Source organism: Acinetobacter nectaris CIP 110549 (genome assembly GCF_000488215.1).
In the GTDB taxonomy this organism is placed as follows: Bacteria; Pseudomonadota; Gammaproteobacteria; order Pseudomonadales; family Moraxellaceae; genus Acinetobacter; species Acinetobacter nectaris.
In genome coordinates this window covers 107,609-122,541 of the sequence record NZ_KI530723.1, presented here as the reverse complement: position 1 = coordinate 122,541, position 14,933 = coordinate 107,609, and the positions used below count along the sequence as shown (strand labels likewise).

17 protein-coding genes and 1 riboswitch are annotated in these 14,933 nt (G+C 36.7%); of the genes, 10 read left to right on the top strand and 7 right to left on the bottom strand.

Features of this window, described 5'->3' with window-relative positions; translation table 11 throughout:
• The first annotated feature begins 11 nt into the window (after positions 1 to 11).
• The 3 genes from P256_RS07065 (at position 12) to crcB (ending at position 2,379) form a co-directional block, all read left to right on the top strand.
• Complete coding sequence (locus P256_RS07065; protein WP_023273001.1) at positions 12 to 641, top strand: class I SAM-dependent methyltransferase; 630 nt, start codon at positions 12 to 14, stop codon at positions 639 to 641.
• The gene (locus P256_RS07060) at positions 638 to 1,831 is read left to right on the top strand and encodes a TIGR03862 family flavoprotein (protein ID WP_023273000.1); all 1,194 of its coding nucleotides are present in this window, start codon (positions 638 to 640) and stop codon (positions 1,829 to 1,831) included. The genes P256_RS07065 and P256_RS07060 overlap by 4 nt, the downstream gene beginning before the upstream one ends.
• A 32-nt stretch (positions 1,832 to 1,863) precedes the next feature.
• Positions 1,864 to 1,929, top strand: a riboswitch (Fluoride riboswitch).
• A gap of 69 nt (positions 1,930 to 1,998) precedes the next feature.
• The gene (gene crcB, locus P256_RS07055) at positions 1,999 to 2,379 is read left to right on the top strand and encodes a fluoride efflux transporter CrcB (protein ID WP_023272999.1); all 381 of its coding nucleotides are present in this window, start codon (positions 1,999 to 2,001) and stop codon (positions 2,377 to 2,379) included.
• 48 nt (positions 2,380 to 2,427) lie between these two features.
• On the opposite strand, the gene P256_RS07050 is transcribed toward crcB, so the two are convergent.
• The 7 genes from P256_RS07050 to rsgA all read right to left on the bottom strand — a co-directional run bounded on the left by P256_RS07050 (position 2,428) and on the right by rsgA (position 8,099).
• Positions 2,428 to 2,763 (bottom strand): HopJ type III effector protein, encoded by a 336-nt coding sequence (locus P256_RS07050; protein WP_023272998.1) that lies wholly within the window; start codon positions 2,761 to 2,763, stop codon positions 2,428 to 2,430.
• A gap of 65 nt (positions 2,764 to 2,828) precedes the next feature.
• Positions 2,829 to 4,133 (bottom strand): ABC1 kinase family protein, encoded by a 1,305-nt coding sequence (locus P256_RS07045; RefSeq protein WP_023272997.1) that lies wholly within the window; start codon positions 4,131 to 4,133, stop codon positions 2,829 to 2,831.
• Between the two features lie 94 nt (positions 4,134 to 4,227).
• Positions 4,228 to 5,586 carry a sensor domain-containing diguanylate cyclase gene (locus tag P256_RS07040; RefSeq protein ID WP_023272996.1) on the bottom strand — a complete coding sequence of 453 codons (1,359 nt, stop codon included), beginning with the start codon at positions 5,584 to 5,586 and terminating at the stop codon, positions 4,228 to 4,230.
• Between the two features lie 190 nt (positions 5,587 to 5,776).
• Positions 5,777 to 6,235 carry a protein-export chaperone SecB gene (secB, locus tag P256_RS07035; RefSeq protein WP_023272995.1) on the bottom strand — a complete coding sequence of 153 codons (459 nt, stop codon included), beginning with the start codon at positions 6,233 to 6,235 and terminating at the stop codon, positions 5,777 to 5,779.
• A gap of 31 nt (positions 6,236 to 6,266) precedes the next feature.
• Positions 6,267 to 6,524 (bottom strand): glutaredoxin 3, encoded by a 258-nt coding sequence (gene grxC / locus P256_RS07030; protein ID WP_155756750.1) that lies wholly within the window; start codon positions 6,522 to 6,524, stop codon positions 6,267 to 6,269.
• Positions 6,525 to 6,539: 15 nt separating this feature from the next.
• On the bottom strand, positions 6,540 to 6,947 hold the full coding sequence (locus tag P256_RS07025; protein ID WP_023272993.1) for a rhodanese-like domain-containing protein: 408 nt from the start codon (positions 6,945 to 6,947) through the stop codon (positions 6,540 to 6,542).
• A 93-nt stretch (positions 6,948 to 7,040) separates the two neighbouring features.
• Entirely contained in the window at positions 7,041 to 8,099 is a 1,059-nt protein-coding gene (gene rsgA, locus P256_RS07020; protein ID WP_023272992.1) for a ribosome small subunit-dependent GTPase A, read from the bottom strand.
• A gap of 117 nt (positions 8,100 to 8,216) precedes the next feature.
• Between rsgA and orn the strand changes: the two genes are divergently transcribed.
• The 7 genes from orn (at position 8,217) to P256_RS06985 (ending at position 14,825) form a co-directional block, all read left to right on the top strand.
• Entirely contained in the window at positions 8,217 to 8,774 is a 558-nt protein-coding gene (gene orn / locus P256_RS07015; RefSeq protein ID WP_023272991.1) for an oligoribonuclease, read from the top strand.
• A gap of 216 nt (positions 8,775 to 8,990) precedes the next feature.
• Positions 8,991 to 10,103 carry an ABC transporter ATP-binding protein gene (locus P256_RS07010; RefSeq protein WP_023272990.1) on the top strand — a complete coding sequence of 371 codons (1,113 nt, stop codon included), beginning with the start codon at positions 8,991 to 8,993 and terminating at the stop codon, positions 10,101 to 10,103.
• The gene (locus tag P256_RS07005; protein ID WP_023272989.1) at positions 10,100 to 11,368 is read left to right on the top strand and encodes an ABC transporter substrate-binding protein; all 1,269 of its coding nucleotides are present in this window, start codon (positions 10,100 to 10,102) and stop codon (positions 11,366 to 11,368) included. The genes P256_RS07010 and P256_RS07005 overlap by 4 nt, the downstream gene beginning before the upstream one ends.
• A 9-nt stretch (positions 11,369 to 11,377) precedes the next feature.
• A complete protein-coding gene (locus tag P256_RS07000; RefSeq protein WP_023272988.1) occupies positions 11,378 to 12,283 on the top strand; it encodes a carbohydrate ABC transporter permease in 906 nt (301 codons plus the stop codon).
• Entirely contained in the window at positions 12,283 to 13,107 is an 825-nt protein-coding gene (locus P256_RS06995) for a carbohydrate ABC transporter permease (protein ID WP_023272987.1), read from the top strand. The genes P256_RS07000 and P256_RS06995 overlap by 1 nt, the downstream gene beginning before the upstream one ends.
• A 3-nt stretch (positions 13,108 to 13,110) precedes the next feature.
• The gene (locus tag P256_RS06990) at positions 13,111 to 13,992 is read left to right on the top strand and encodes a metallophosphoesterase (protein ID WP_023272986.1); all 882 of its coding nucleotides are present in this window, start codon (positions 13,111 to 13,113) and stop codon (positions 13,990 to 13,992) included.
• A 101-nt stretch (positions 13,993 to 14,093) separates the two neighbouring features.
• Positions 14,094 to 14,825, top strand: a complete 732-nt coding sequence (locus P256_RS06985) for a Bax inhibitor-1/YccA family protein (protein ID WP_023272985.1) — start codon at positions 14,094 to 14,096, stop codon at positions 14,823 to 14,825.
• The last annotated feature ends 108 nt before the right edge of the window (positions 14,826 to 14,933 follow it).

The following is a 14,933-nucleotide window of genomic DNA, read 5'->3' as shown; positions in this document are numbered from 1 at the left end:
TTGATCTGATTATGCAAATTCGTCAATTTCAGGCACAACGGATGGTTGCCCCTCGTCAATTTCAACCTATTGAAAATAAACCGATTGCGGTGGAAATTGGGGCAGGAAAAGGAAAACATGCATTACAATTTTGTACGTTGCATCCAACACAGATCCTTTATGCCATTGAACGTACTCGTGAGAAATTCGATGCAATGCATAAACAGGCTCAGCTACACCCAACAGAAAACTTAGTCGATATTCACGCAGATGCATTGCCGTGGGTGACACACGCACTGTATCCGAAACAGGTTACACAATTCTTTTTACTTTACCCAAACCCTGAGCCTCATAATTCTGCGCAGCGTTGGTTAAATATGCCATTTTTTGAGTTTTTACTTTCTCGTTTGGCAGATGAGGGCACAATTACACTTGCAAGTAATATTGAAAGTTATATTGAAGAAGCAGAGCAACAGTTAAAAGAGCTATGGCAACTGCCATATGAAAAGCAAATTATTCCAAGTGACTCGGAAAGAACACATTTCGAACTGAAATACTTACAACGTGGTGAGCTGTGTCAGCAACTCATTATTCGCAAACCACAAGGTTATAAAACGCGGTTTGATGATTTTGAACCTTTAAACGGTCAGGGTCATGTATGAGTAAAAAGTCTGTTGCAATTGTAGGTGCAGGGCCTGCTGGTTTAATGGCAGCAGAAGTTTTGAGTCAATATGACTACGATATTCATGTATTTGAACAAATGCCTTCAGCTGCAAGAAAGTTTTTAATGGCAGGTAAAACAGGTCTAAATATTTCTCATGCAGAAGATCTTTCAAAATTTATTCACCGTTATGATCAAGTCGAATGGTTGAAGCCGTGGATTACTCGATTTAATGCACAGTGGATACGTGCATGGATGGATGGTTTAGGTGTAACGTCCTATGTGGGAAGTTCAGGGCGTATCTTCCCATTAGAAATGAAGGCTGCGCCGTTATTGCGTGCATGGCTGAAAAGATTAGCCAATACAGGTGTTCAGTTTCATTATCGGCATAAATGTATAGGTATCGAACAAAAAAAACTAAGGTATATCGATACATCATCAAAAGAAACCATCGAATCTGAAAAAGTATTTGATGCAATTGTCTTGGCATGTGGTGCGGTATCTTGGCCAAAACTTGGGAGTGATGGTCGATGGCAAACTTGGTTACAGCAACAAGAAATTAATCCTTTTGTCGCAAGTAATGTCGGGATTGAGTTTTCTTGGTCGAAGTATATGGAACCTATTTTTGGTCAGCCATTAAAGCGTATTCAGGCATGGACATCATCTCAACATAAAGTAGATGGTGATATTGTGATTACACATTACGGTTTTGAAAGTGGTGTGATTTACCGTCTCAATCGTACATTACGTGTATCAAAGACACTCTATTTAGATTTACTGCCTCATCTTTCAGAAGATGAATTGGTATTGAAACTGAGTCAAAATAAAAAGCAATCACTTGCCAATATTTGGCGGAAAGCAGGCCTAGATCAGACAAAAACTGCATTATTGCGTGAAATGGTTGAGAAAGACCTCTGGCAACAGCCTGAGAAAATGGCATATCAGATTAAAAATCTAGAGATTTCTATTCAAGGTTTTCGACCGATAGAGGAAGCCATTAGCTGTGCAGGTGGGGTAAAAAAAGGCGCACTTTCACCAATGCTCGCTTTAAAATCACAATCAGGTATTTTCTGCTGTGGTGAGATGCTTGACTGGGATGCACCAACGGGCGGCTATTTACTGACGGCTTGTTTTGCTACAGGACGTATAGCAGGTGAGGGTGTTCATCTATTTTTATGTGAAAAGAGTTGAAATTTTTATTCAACTATCATTATATAGTCATCTGAGATATAGGAAATGGCATCTTCCTTTTAAAAACCGCCAATATGGCTAATGATGCCTACGTAACCTTGACGAATGCAGGGTACGTAGGTGTGCGTACTCTGTTTATATAAAATCAGAATAAATAGGAAGAGTATATGTATTATTCATTAGCTGCGATTGCCTTAGGCTCAATTTTAGGTGGTTGGTCTAGATGGTGGGTTGGTCTAAAAATGAATAGCCTGCATCCATCTATTCCTATAGGAACAGTTGCCGTAAACTTGATAGGTGGGTTTATTATTGGCTTTGCAATTGCATTTTTTGCACAAAGTCAACTTAGTCAAAATTATAAATTATTTGTAATTACAGGTTTTTGTGGTGGTTTAACAACCTTTTCTACCTTTTCTTTAGAGGTTGTTACCTTGTTACAGCAAGGGCGAATTTCTACTGCTATGCTGGTTATTTCTATTCATGTGATTGGCGCATTGCTATGTACGATGGCAGGGATGGCTGTTTTTCAATGGTGGCATGGTGCTTAAATACAAGTGATTTCCGATATGCTTACAAGCATATCGGAAACGCATATTTTAAGTTCTTGGTTGAAGTACATTTGCGTCAAAAGAAACACCTTGCCATCCTGTTTTCATGAACTGGCGAATATTTTGGTGGTCTTCTTCATTTGGCGTTGCTTGAACTTTTGCATAATGTTCTGCAAATAGTTGAAGTGTTTCTTGTTCATTTAAGCCGTGTAATTTTGCAAATGATAGGACTTTTGCACTGCCTTGGTTTTCTGTGGCTTGGTTTTTCTGAGCGCCATTGACGAAAGCTGTTGGGGTATGTGTATAGTGACGGTCAATGTAAGAAATCACATCTATAAATTTGATTGTATTTGCATTTAATTGTGCTAATAGATGCTGTGCCATTTTCTGCCCTATATAAGTAAGTGATAAAATCTTATCCTACAACAAATGGCATCATATACAAATACTTAGTTCTGATGTTGATCAGGTATAATTTCCTCAAATATATCACTTAAGTTATCATTCACTTGCAAATGGATCATATTCCAATAATGACCTGAAATCGTTCGATTAATCATAAGTGTATCAGGTGATGGTTTAAATAAGTCCCAATATTTTAAAGATTGTTTTGCCAGTTTTACACTGTCATGGTGAGCTGAGTTTTCTTTAAAGTCATATTGTTGAGTAAGTGGTCGCAGCAAGACATCAAGCCATTCATGATATAAGTTTGAAGGGAATTTTCCTTTTTCTGTCAGTGCTTGCAAGTCAAATAAGGCTGTTTCTAATTGTGGAATGTTCCGATCGCGGGAGGCTTGAATAAGGTCTTTAAACTGTTGAATCACATAAGAGGAAATTATCTTTACACCGCCGTAGTCATATACAATGACATCACCATTTTCTCGAAATGAAAAGTTACCGGGATGAGGATCACAATGGAAACGCTTCAAATAGAATATTTCCTGTCCCATGGCTTTCACAAGTCGTCTACCTAGAGTGTTACGAACCTCTTGGTTCCAAGTACTTGCTGTTGAAATGTCATCTCCAACTTCAAGACTGAGTGTGAGTAAATGGCGTGTAGAATAATTTTTAAATACTTTCGGAATAATAATTTGAGGGTCTAGGGTTCGATGGAATGAACGTGCAATCTCTAAATTTTGTGCTTCAATTTCATAGTTAAGCTCATTGGCTAAACTTTCTTGAATTTCACCAAAGAGCTTATCTTGAAGTTTTTTATCAATTTTAAGTAAACCCATCATCTTTAGGGCTAAACGAATTTGTTTTAAGTCACTTTCACAGGCTTCATCTACACCAGGGTATTGAATTTTAACCACCACATGTTCACCTGTCTTGAGTTGAGCTTTATGTACTTGCCCAATTGATGCAGCAGCAAAGGGCTTTTCCTCAAAGGATAAAAATGCTTGATTTAAAGGTTGTTTAAGTTCTTTTTCAATTTGTAATTTTATTTCTTTGAATGGCATTGGTGGTGCTTGGCGTTGTAGTTTTTCTATTGCTTTAGATACTTCAGGTGGAAAAATATCTTTATATTGCGATGCAATTTGCCCGACTTTCATGGCTGCACCTTTCATTTCACCTAAGGTATTGGCAATTTGCATACCAATATCTTGAAAGAGTTTTTGTCGAGCTTGATCTTTGTGTTGTTCGTCTGCTGTAAAACTACGAATAGAGTTAGATACTGTTTTTGTTGCAATGCTGGCGGTCATACTTGCAAGTTTTAAAAAACGTTTACTTGGAGAATTGACTGACTGTGCCATGTGCTATTTCGCCTATGAGAAATGCTAAAAAATCAAAATATGTTTTGATAATAACGACCTTTACATAAGAATTGTGCCAGATAATTGTTACTTTTTAATATGAGGTATGTGATTGATATGTACGACCACGCCCTTGTTTTTTTGCACGGTATAAAGCATTGTCTATACTCGAAAGTAGAGAGTTTCTTGAGCAAAAACCTTTCTCAATCATTGTGAAACCACTACTATAATTGAGCTTTATTTTCTCATGTTTTTCATACAGAGGGTGGGTAGACAAAGTACGACGTATTTGCTCATCAAATGCAAAAGCATCAGCAATGGAGTTGGTTTCTAAAATAACAATGAATTCTTCTCCTCCGAAACGACCAACATGTATTTTTCTTGTTTGATCAAGTTGGAGTAGGCGAGAAAAGTGTTGTAATGCTTTGTCACCAACCATATGTCCCCATGTATCATTTACCAACTTAAAATGATCAATATCAATGAGAAATACACAAAACTTACGATTAATATCTCTGCATTGTTTCAGTTGAACATCTAAGGCATCAAAAATAGCAACTCGATTAAAACATTGGGTCAATGTATCTATATTTGCCCGCTCTTGTAAAAGCTTTTCAGACTTACGTTGTTCAGTGATATTGATACCAATATTAATATAGGACTGATTAGGCAAAAGAATACTTGTCCATAATGTATTCAGTATTGAGCCATCTTTACAAATAGGATTGACTTCATAAAGTTTGGAATGCTTTTGAGGTTTATTTGAAAAGAATTTCTTAATTTTTTGATAGTCTAAATCATTAGAGAATAAGCAAATTAGTTCATTCGGCATTTTTTGTAGGTCGGTATGTTTCCAACCAAAAACTTGCTCACACTCCTGATTCCAAAGTGTAAATTTTAAGTCTGGACCAATAATATTGATAAGAATAGGTGCCTGTTCAGCTAAATTTTTATAAAATGGGTTTAGATTAATAATATCTATTAAGTTTTTCTGTAAATATGCAGTATTTGCAAAATAAAGCTTAATTAGATTTAATAAAATTAAGAAGTGGGTATTGTGAATAATTTGAGAAGTAAAAAAACTCCCTTTTATAAAAATAAATATTTCCTGAGATAGATGACTATTTTCAATTTTAATAGTAAGGCAGTTATTTAGGTAATTTAATGGTTCTTTATTATTTCTAACGTAGAAAGAGAAATTTTCTAATTGATTAAATCGAGGTATTTCCTGAATATATTGAATAGCTTCGTTTTTTGAAAACATACCATGGTCAATATCTTGGTAGTGAAAATATGAATCCTGATGAAATGACTCTAAAAAACTAATATTCTCACATATGAGTAAATGTTTACATGTATTAATAATTTCTTGAGGAAGATTATGTTTATCTATTTCCTGAGATAATGTGAGTAATTTTTCACCTGATAGGTTAAAGTGTGATGTATTATTCATTTACTTACCCTTTTTCAAGGAAATTTATATAAATTAAAATAATTTTATACAGATATTAATGTGTAATTATTTTTAATAAGGGTAATTATAAATGAAAGTTTTTTTAAATGATATTAAATGCTGTTGTATTTTATTATATTAAAAAGAGAAGAAAGTGGAACAGTATATCTACTATTCCACTTTAATATATTTATGCTTTGCCTTCAGCTTCAGCAGATTCCATTTGAGCACGTTGTAAGTTTGCTTCAAATTCAGCATCAAAGTTGATTGGTGTAAGTAGTAACTGAGGGAAACTTCCTTTTGTTACTAAATCATTTACCGCTTCGCGTAAGAATGGGAATAAAATATTTGGGCAGTACGCACCTAAAATATATGGTAAACGATCTTCTTCGATACCATCTACAAGGAATACACCTGCTTGTGTAATATCAACGATAAATGCAGTTTCACCTGCATTTTTTGCTTCTACAACAACTTTTAAAGCAACTTCAAAGTGAGTTGGATCAACTTTATCTGCATTTGAAGATAGGTTGATATTTAACTCAGGTTGCCATTCTTTTGTAAAAACGTGTGCCCCAGGAACTTCAAAAGAAACGTCTTTAGTATAAAGGCGTTCCAAAGCTAATTGCGGTTGTTTTTCTTCACTCATTATTAAATCCTTCTTTAATGTATAGAACTAATTAATCAATTAATTCATCAAGTTTGCTTTCGCGATCTAATGCATAAAGCTGATCAAATCCACCAATGAATTGATCATTAATAAAAATTTGTGGCACTGTACGGTGGTTTGTACGTTGCATCAGTTCAATACGTACATCTGGTGCTTCATTTGAAAGGTTAACTTCTTTATATGAAATCCCTTTGCGTTCTAGAAGTTGTTTTGCACGAACGCAGTAAGGACATACTGTTGTAGAATAAATGACGACATTTGCCATAATGCTTCTCGCTAAACGTTATTTTGCTTTAATTAATGGTAAGCCTTGAGCTTTCCAATTTGAGACACCACCATCTAAGCGGTAGCTGTCGGCATATCCCACCTGTGCAATTGCACTGCCTGCAACTTGACCAAGATTACAAATGAAAACAAGCGGTCGGCCTGCTGTTTGTAGTTCTTCAGTATGATTTGCCAAGCTGCTGTATGGAATATTGCGGCTACCACTAATATGACCTTCTCGGTAGTCTTTCGCATCTCTTAAATCAATCAGCATTGCATTTTGTGCTTTCACCAAAATACCAAGGGATTGTGGGGAAATTTTGCGGCCATTGCGTTTTCCTTCAATTACGAAAAACAGTACGATAAGAACCGCAAGCAGACCAAATAAAAAGGGGTGATGCCCCATGAATTCGAACCAACGTTCCACAATTCACCTTATTAACCATCAAAAATTGAGCTAGAGTATAGCTTATATTAATAGTGATCAAAAAGCGCGGTTCAAGGGTAATTGTGAATAAAATTAAGTTTTTTGGTTTGCTGTCTGAATTTCATCGCATAAACGTAAGAAACTTTCTAGGCGTCTTGGTAGAATTTCACCTGTTTGAGCAGCCTTTTCGAGTGCGCAGTTTTTTGCATTTTTATGCGTACAGTTTCTAAATTGGCATGACCCAATGAGTGGCGATATTTCAGGGAAACCATGATATACCGCATTTTCTGTAAGGTGCCAAAGTCCAAACTCGCGAATGCCGGGAGAGTCAATCAGTGCCCCATTTTCTCCAAAACTAATTAAGCGTGTTGAGGTTGTGGTGTGTTGACCCAGTGCGGAGTTCTCGGAAATGATATTGGTCTTTTGTGATGCATTTGGAACAATGGTATTAATAATAGAGCTTTTACCGACACCTGATTGACCAACAAACGCAACGGTTTCACCATCTAAGCGTGCTTTAAGTGGTTCTAAGTCACCATCGGACTGTGTCAGCATAATTTCATAGCCAAGCGCTTTGTATTCATTGACTAGAGTATGAATGGAATCATTTTCTTTAATTAAGTCAATTTTATTCAATACCAATAGTGTAGGAATATTTGCATCTTCACAAGCCACTAAGTAGCGGTCTATGAGCATAGGTGCAGGCTCAGGAAGTGGTGCAAATACAATGACAATAAGGCTAATATTGGCAGCGACAGGTTTTACTTTGTGGTATCGGTCAGGGCGTGTAAGTAAAGAGCTGCGGTCATGAATTGCAGTAATAATGCCTAAACCAGTATTAGGATCGGCTTGCCATTTTACGCGGTCTCCTGTGACCAATAGCTCTAAGTTGGTACGTGTATGGCAACGCCAAACACTGCCCATTTCAATGGGTTTCCAAAATGGTTCAGGCTCTCCTGAAACGACAATTGGCTTTTCAGGGTGACTCTCAGGAACAGACAATGCTTTAACTTCAAGTTGTCGGCCATAGTGTTGTACGACTAAACCTTCAAGGTCATTGGAGGTATCAATGTCATCTTGACGAGATTGATGTTGCTTTTGAATTCGACGCTTTTGTTGCTCTGTCAAACGACGTTTACGGATAAGAGCCATTCACATATTAAAAACCAGTTAAGAGACGGCAAAAATAGCATGAAGCACGGTTCAATTACAGCCAAGAAGCAATAAATTTGCTACTATTCATGTTTTAAGTTGATAAGAACTGATTTCATGAGCAGCACAGTAGATACACGGTTAATTTGGATTGACCTCGAAATGACAGGTTTAGATACTGATAATGATAAGATTATTGAGATTGCAACCATTGTAACTGATGATAATTTAAATGTGCTTGCTGAAGGGCCTGTATTGGCAATTCATCAGTCTGACCAAATTTTAAATGGTATGGATGAGTGGAATACACGCCAGCATGGACAGTCAGGTTTGATCGGGCGTGTGCGTCGTAGTCAATTGACTGTACGCGACGCAGAAGAGCAAACCATTGCATTTTTAAAGAAATGGGTTTCTCCAAAGTCTTCGCCAATGTGTGGGAACTCGATTTGCCAAGACCGTCGTTTTATGCACCGTTTAATGCCTGAGCTTGAGCAGTTTTTCCACTATCGTAATTTAGATGTATCTTCTGTGAAAGAGCTTGCAAAACGCTGGCGTCCTGAAATTATGAGCGGGCTTAAAAAGGAAGCTTCTCATTTGGCCTTGGATGATATTCGTGATTCAATTCGTGAGTTAAAATATTATCGTGAATATTTCTTTATTACCAATGATGATTAATTTCATTTAAGTAATGAAAATTTAAAAGCCCTTAATCATATTAAGGGCTTTTTTTATAACATAATACAATTATTGAATATTTAAAATTTTCTGATATTTAATTTTTATTTTAATGGTGATTATTTATTATCATTAAAAGGTCACTTTTCTGTCATAAAAATGTCTTTTTATTTATTCATTCTTATTGCTCTTTAATAAGAATAGTCTAGATAAATTATGAGTCACCTTACCTTAAATAGAATTAAAAAAAGCTGGGGCAATAAAGTTGCACTGGATGAAATTAGTTTTCAGGTTCAGGCTGGTGAATTTATTGCATTACTTGGTCCATCAGGCTGTGGAAAGACCACATTACTCAGAACAATTGCAGGTTTAGAGTATGCCGATGCAGGTGAAATATTATTAAAAGAAAAAAATGTGAATAATTTAGGCCCTGCAGATCGCCATTTATCGATGGTATTTCAATCTTACGCATTATTTCCACATTTAACGATTCGTGAAAATCTATTATTTGGTTTAAAAGCAAGAAAAGAAGATAAATCGACTTTTGAAAAAAGATTAAATGAAACCGCAAAATTATTAGAGTTAGACGCATTATTAGATCGTTTACCTGCACAGCTTTCAGGTGGACAACAACAGCGTGTTGCCCTTGGCAGAGCAGTTATTTCGAAAAGACCATTATGTTTAATGGATGAGCCTTTATCTAACTTAGATGCAAGACTACGCCAAACTATGCGTAGAGAAATTAGACAGCTCCAACAACAATTGGGTTTAACTCTTATTTATGTAACACATGACCAAACTGAAGCCATGACTATGGCTGATCGTATTGTACTGATGAACAGCGGTCATATTGAACAAATTGGTCATCCAACAGAATTATACAATGATCCATGCAATGGTTTTGTCGCACAGTTCATTGGTGCACCTGCGATGAATATCTTCCCCTTAAATTCAGTTAGTCACGGTTATGGTGTTGGTGGAAAAGCATTTATTCCACATATTGATGAAAAAGAAATTTCAATGGGGCTTCGTGCTGAAGCAATTAAGATTATTTCAGCGACGCAAGGAAAGATGACGGCAACGGTAATCAGCTATGAATATTTAGGTGCAGATACACTTTTATTGTGTGAGCTTGATGCACAGCCTCAAAGCCAAGTTACGGTCAAACTTACTGGATTACACCAATATTCGGTAGGTCAAACTGTTGGTTTAGATTGGGATCAAGAGGCTCAATATATTTTTACGGGGAAGGCGTTAAATCGCTATTACTTAAAGTCTTTAGAACAAAATACAAATATATCATTATCATCTCAGGAGAAAGTTTCATGATTAAACGTCTTGGAGCAATGTTGTTATTGGCAGTAGGCTCGGCAAGTTTTGCAGCACCAGTCACTTTGCAAATGTACTATCCAATTGTTGTTGGTGGAAAAGTGCAAGGCACAATTGAAGGGCTTGTAAATGATTTCATGAAACAAAATCCAGATATTAAAATTAGCCCTGTTTATACAGGTGATTATGTGACAACCGTGACAAAAGCATTAACCGCATATCGTGGTCATAATGCGCCACAAGTTGCTGTAATGGGCGATATTGAGGTTTATTCTTTAAAAGATGCGGGTGCAATTATTCCTGTTTCTGATTTAGTAAAGAATGACCCTGAAGGGCAAAAGTGGTTAAGCCATTTTTATCCTGCTTTTATCCGTCATATTGATGGAAAAGTATGGAGTGTGCCTTTCCAACGTTCTACCAATGTTATGTATTGGAATAAAGAAGCATTTAAAAAAGCTGGTTTAAATCCTGAGCATCCACCACAAACGTGGCAAGAACTTGCCGAGTACGGTAAAAAACTTACGATTCGTCAAGGAAATACAGTCACTCAATGGGGTGTTGAAGTTCCTTCAAATACGCCAAATGGTTATTGGCCCTACCAAGCATTTGTCGCATCAAATGGTGGACATTTAGATAATGGTAAAGGCACAGCAGTCACATATTACACGCCTAAGACTGTGGAGGCTTTAAGCTTTTTACATGATCTATCTGTGAAGTATAATGTTTCTCCAAAAGGTGTTATTGCTGACAGTACGACGCCACAAGACTTTATTGATGGTAAATCGGCAATGGTTTTCTTATCGACAGGTAACCTAGGTGAAATTCGTCAAAAAGCGAAGTTTCCATTTGGTGTAAGTATGATTCCTGAGAAGACACAACGTGGTAGTCCAACAGGTGGTGGTAGTCTTTATATGTTTAGTGGGATGACACCAGATCAACAAAAAGCAGCATTAAAATTGGTTCGTTGGTTATCTGAACCTGAGCAGGCAGCACGTTGGAGTATTGCAACAGGATACATCGCAACATCACCTGCTGCATGGGAAACCAAATCTATGCAAGCATATGCGAAACAATATCCACAAGCATTGGTTGCACGTGAGCAGTTGAAATATTCACAACCTGAACTTTCTACGTATCGCAGTTTACAAGTTAAAGAATTACTTAACCGTGCAATCGAAGCAACAGTAACAGGTCGTGACTCGGCAGATAATGCATTGAAGAGTGCACAGTCGCAAGCAGATCGTTTATTAAAACCTTATCAGTAAGAGGTTAAAATGTCTGGAGTAAGTCCTGCTGTAACAATGCGACCAAGCATATTGTCAAAGCAAGTTTATGGGTATTTGTTGCTATTACCTGCATTGGTTTTCTTGGTTGCATTTACACACTATCCAGTCATTGCAACATTTTGGCAAAGTTTACTTGCTGGCCATGGTGGGAGTCCTGCTAAATTTGCAGGGCTTCAAAATTATCAAAGTATTATGCAAGATCCTGTATTTATTCAATCTGTAAAAAATACATTATTTTATGCACTAATCACGATTCCATTATCTTGTGGCTTAGCTTTACTTATGGCACTTGCAGTTAATCGTCCTTGTAAGGGGCGAGGATTACTGCGAAGTGCCTTTTTTTTACCATCATTGTTGCCAATGATTGCGATTGCAAATCTATGGTTGTTCTTCTATAGCCCACAAACTGGGGTACTTAACCACTGGTTAAATAGTTTGGGTTTTTCTTCTATTAACTGGTTAGGCGACCCACATGTTTCGCTTTACAGTTTAATGGCTGTAACTGTATGGAGAGAAGCTGGTTTCTTTATGATTTTTTATCTTGCAGCATTACAACAGCAAGATACAAAGTTATATGAAGCGGCAAGGGTAGAAGGTGCATCTGCATCTCACTTCTTTTGGAAAGTACAGTGGCCTTTACTTATGCCAACCACTATTTTCATTTTAATTAATGCAACATTAAATGCTTTTCGTTTAGCAGATGTCATTATTGCAATGACTAATGGTGGGCCAGATAACAGCACAACATTATTACTGTTTTATATTTATCAAACTGCATTTAGTTATTGGGATACAGCATCTGCATCTGCAATGACAATTGTTTTATTGGTGATGTTGGCAACTTTGGCATGGCTAAAGTTTTATTTCTTAGATAAAAAGACATGGTACCAATAATGCCAAATTTCTTTAAAGATAAGGTTATTCCATCTGTTCTTTGGACACTCGTTTGGGGTGGTGCATTGTTGTGGCTATTACCTTTGCTATTGGCCGTATGGACGGCATTTCATCCTGTCGAACTACAAGGGCAGTTTGTTTTATTTTCTCCTGTAACTGTAGATAACTTTATTCAAGCGTGGCATGCAGCACCCTTTGCAAAATACTTTTTAAATACCTCGCTGTTGGTAATTTTAATTGTTTGTGTACAACTTGTGCTTGCGACTTTGGCTGCTTATGCTTTGGTTCGATTTCCTTTAAAGGGAAAAGGATTATTATTTTCGCTGATTTTATTGCAGCTTATGATTAGCCCTGATGTACTTATTCTACAGAATTACCAAACGATTGGTTCTTTAGGTTTACGTAATACATTGGTTGGTATCGCATTACCATATTTCTGCTCTGCGTTTGCTATCTTCTTATTGCGTCAAACTTTTAAAAGTATTCCTGTTGTTTTAGAAGAAGCTGCAATGATTGAAGGTGCAAGCCATTGGGGAATCTTATGGAAAGTTTATGTACCACTTGCATTCCCTGTATATGTTGCTTTTATCTTGGTGTCGGTAAGTTTTCACTGGAATGACTTTTTATGGCCGCTTGTGATTACAGACTCTGTAGATGTGAGGCCACTAACGGTTGGCTTACAATTATTTTCTGCACCTGAGCAGGGTGTTCAATGGGCATTGGTAAGTGCTGCGACACTCATGACATCTTTACCATTACTTGTACTATTTATTTTCTTCCAAAAGCAGTTTGTACAATCATTTATGCGAGCAGGAATTCGATAAATAATGCAATTTTCTGATGAGGCTATTTTAGAGAAGCTATTAAACTATCCAGAATTTAGCTTAAAACATGAAGATAAATTTCGGATTGCATTTTTGGCAGACCCACAATATGCCAACTTAGAAGATGATTTAGAGGAGCGTTGCTACTTTCGAGTAATGCCCAAGAAAATGACGAAAGTCATGCACTTTTTAAATCAGCGATCATTAGATTTAGTCGTTACATTGGGTGATATTGTCGATCGTGCATGGCAGGACTATCCTGCTGTTATAAAACCTTATGAGGATCTATGTCATCCTCATTTGTTTGTTTTGGGGAATCATGATGCAAAAGCGATGTTCTCACAATTTCAAGTAGACCCTAACTATCATGTTCCTATTCGTTATCACTCATGGTCTTTAGGTCACTTTCGTTTCATTATGATTGATGGTAATGATCGGAGTTTGCATGCATATCACTCAAGTGCGCAAGAATATTTAGATGCAAAACTGCAGTTAAGTCATTTGGCTCAAGAAAAAAAGCAATATGCAAAGTCTTGGAATGGTGCTTTAAGTCCAAGTCAACTTGAATGGTTAGAAGAACAACTGATTGAAGCCCAACAAGTGCAACAGCAGGTTGTTGTGGTTGGTCATTATGCTTTAGATCCAAACTTGAATGCACATAATTTATGGAATTGTGAAGAGATTACTGTGCTATTATATAAGTATGGGGTGAAAGTGAGCCTCAATGGTCATAATCATTGTGGTGCTCAATATGTATTGGGTGAAACACTTTTTTATACCGTACCTGGTATTGTGGCGGACCCTTATATTGCGCCGTTAATTATTTTAGAAATATCTAAAGTCGGTGAATTGTCCATAGAAAGACATTATCTTATAAAAAAATAAAATGAAGTTACAAAAACACATGATGCAATATATGATGACGCCTTGAAAAGCATTAAACTAATACGTATATCTCAATAATCTTTAGAAATTAGAGTTAAACAATGCAAAGTAATAATCCTATTTTAACGCGCGTTGAAACTTACGCCGATTATCAAAAGCCAATGACCATTCAAGGGACTATTGGTAAGTCAGTTCTTCTAACAGGTATTGCAGCAGCAGTCGGGTTAGCCATTTTCTTTTATTGTGCACTTACAATCAATACTGCGATTGCAGGTGCAGCAAGTTTGGTCGGTGCAATTGGTGCAATGATTCTTGCATTAGTTACAGTGTTTAAACCCAATACAGCCCCAATGCTTGCAGTACCTTATGCATTATTTGAAGGTGCTTTTTTAGGTGGCGTTTCATTTGTTTTTCAAATGAAGTATCCGGGTGCACCGTTACAAGCACTGCTTGCAACATTTGTAACGACACTTGCATTATTTGGTCTGTATAAGTTCCAAATTATTCGTGCGACTGAAAAGTTTAAAGCTGTTGTGATGTCGGCAACTTTAGCAATTGCACTTGTATTTGTTGTACAAATGGTCATGGGGCTTATTTTTAGCTCATCGATTCCATATGTATTCCAAAGTAACTGGTTAGGCATAGGTTTTGCCGCATTTGTTGCAGTGATTGCATCATTAAATCTTATTCTAGATTTTGACTTAATTGAAAATGCAGCAGCGCAACGTGCGCCACAGTCATTTGAATGGACATGTGCAATTTCATTACTTGCAACATTGGTATGGATGTATATTTCATTCTTACGTTTAATTGGTCTTTTGTCGAATGACTAATTCATTCTTCTAAATGATTTTATGAGGTCGTCTTTGTAACTGCAAAGGCGACTTTTTATATGAAAAGACCAAAAAAATGAAAAAAGATGCTTTATGCAATTTCTAAAA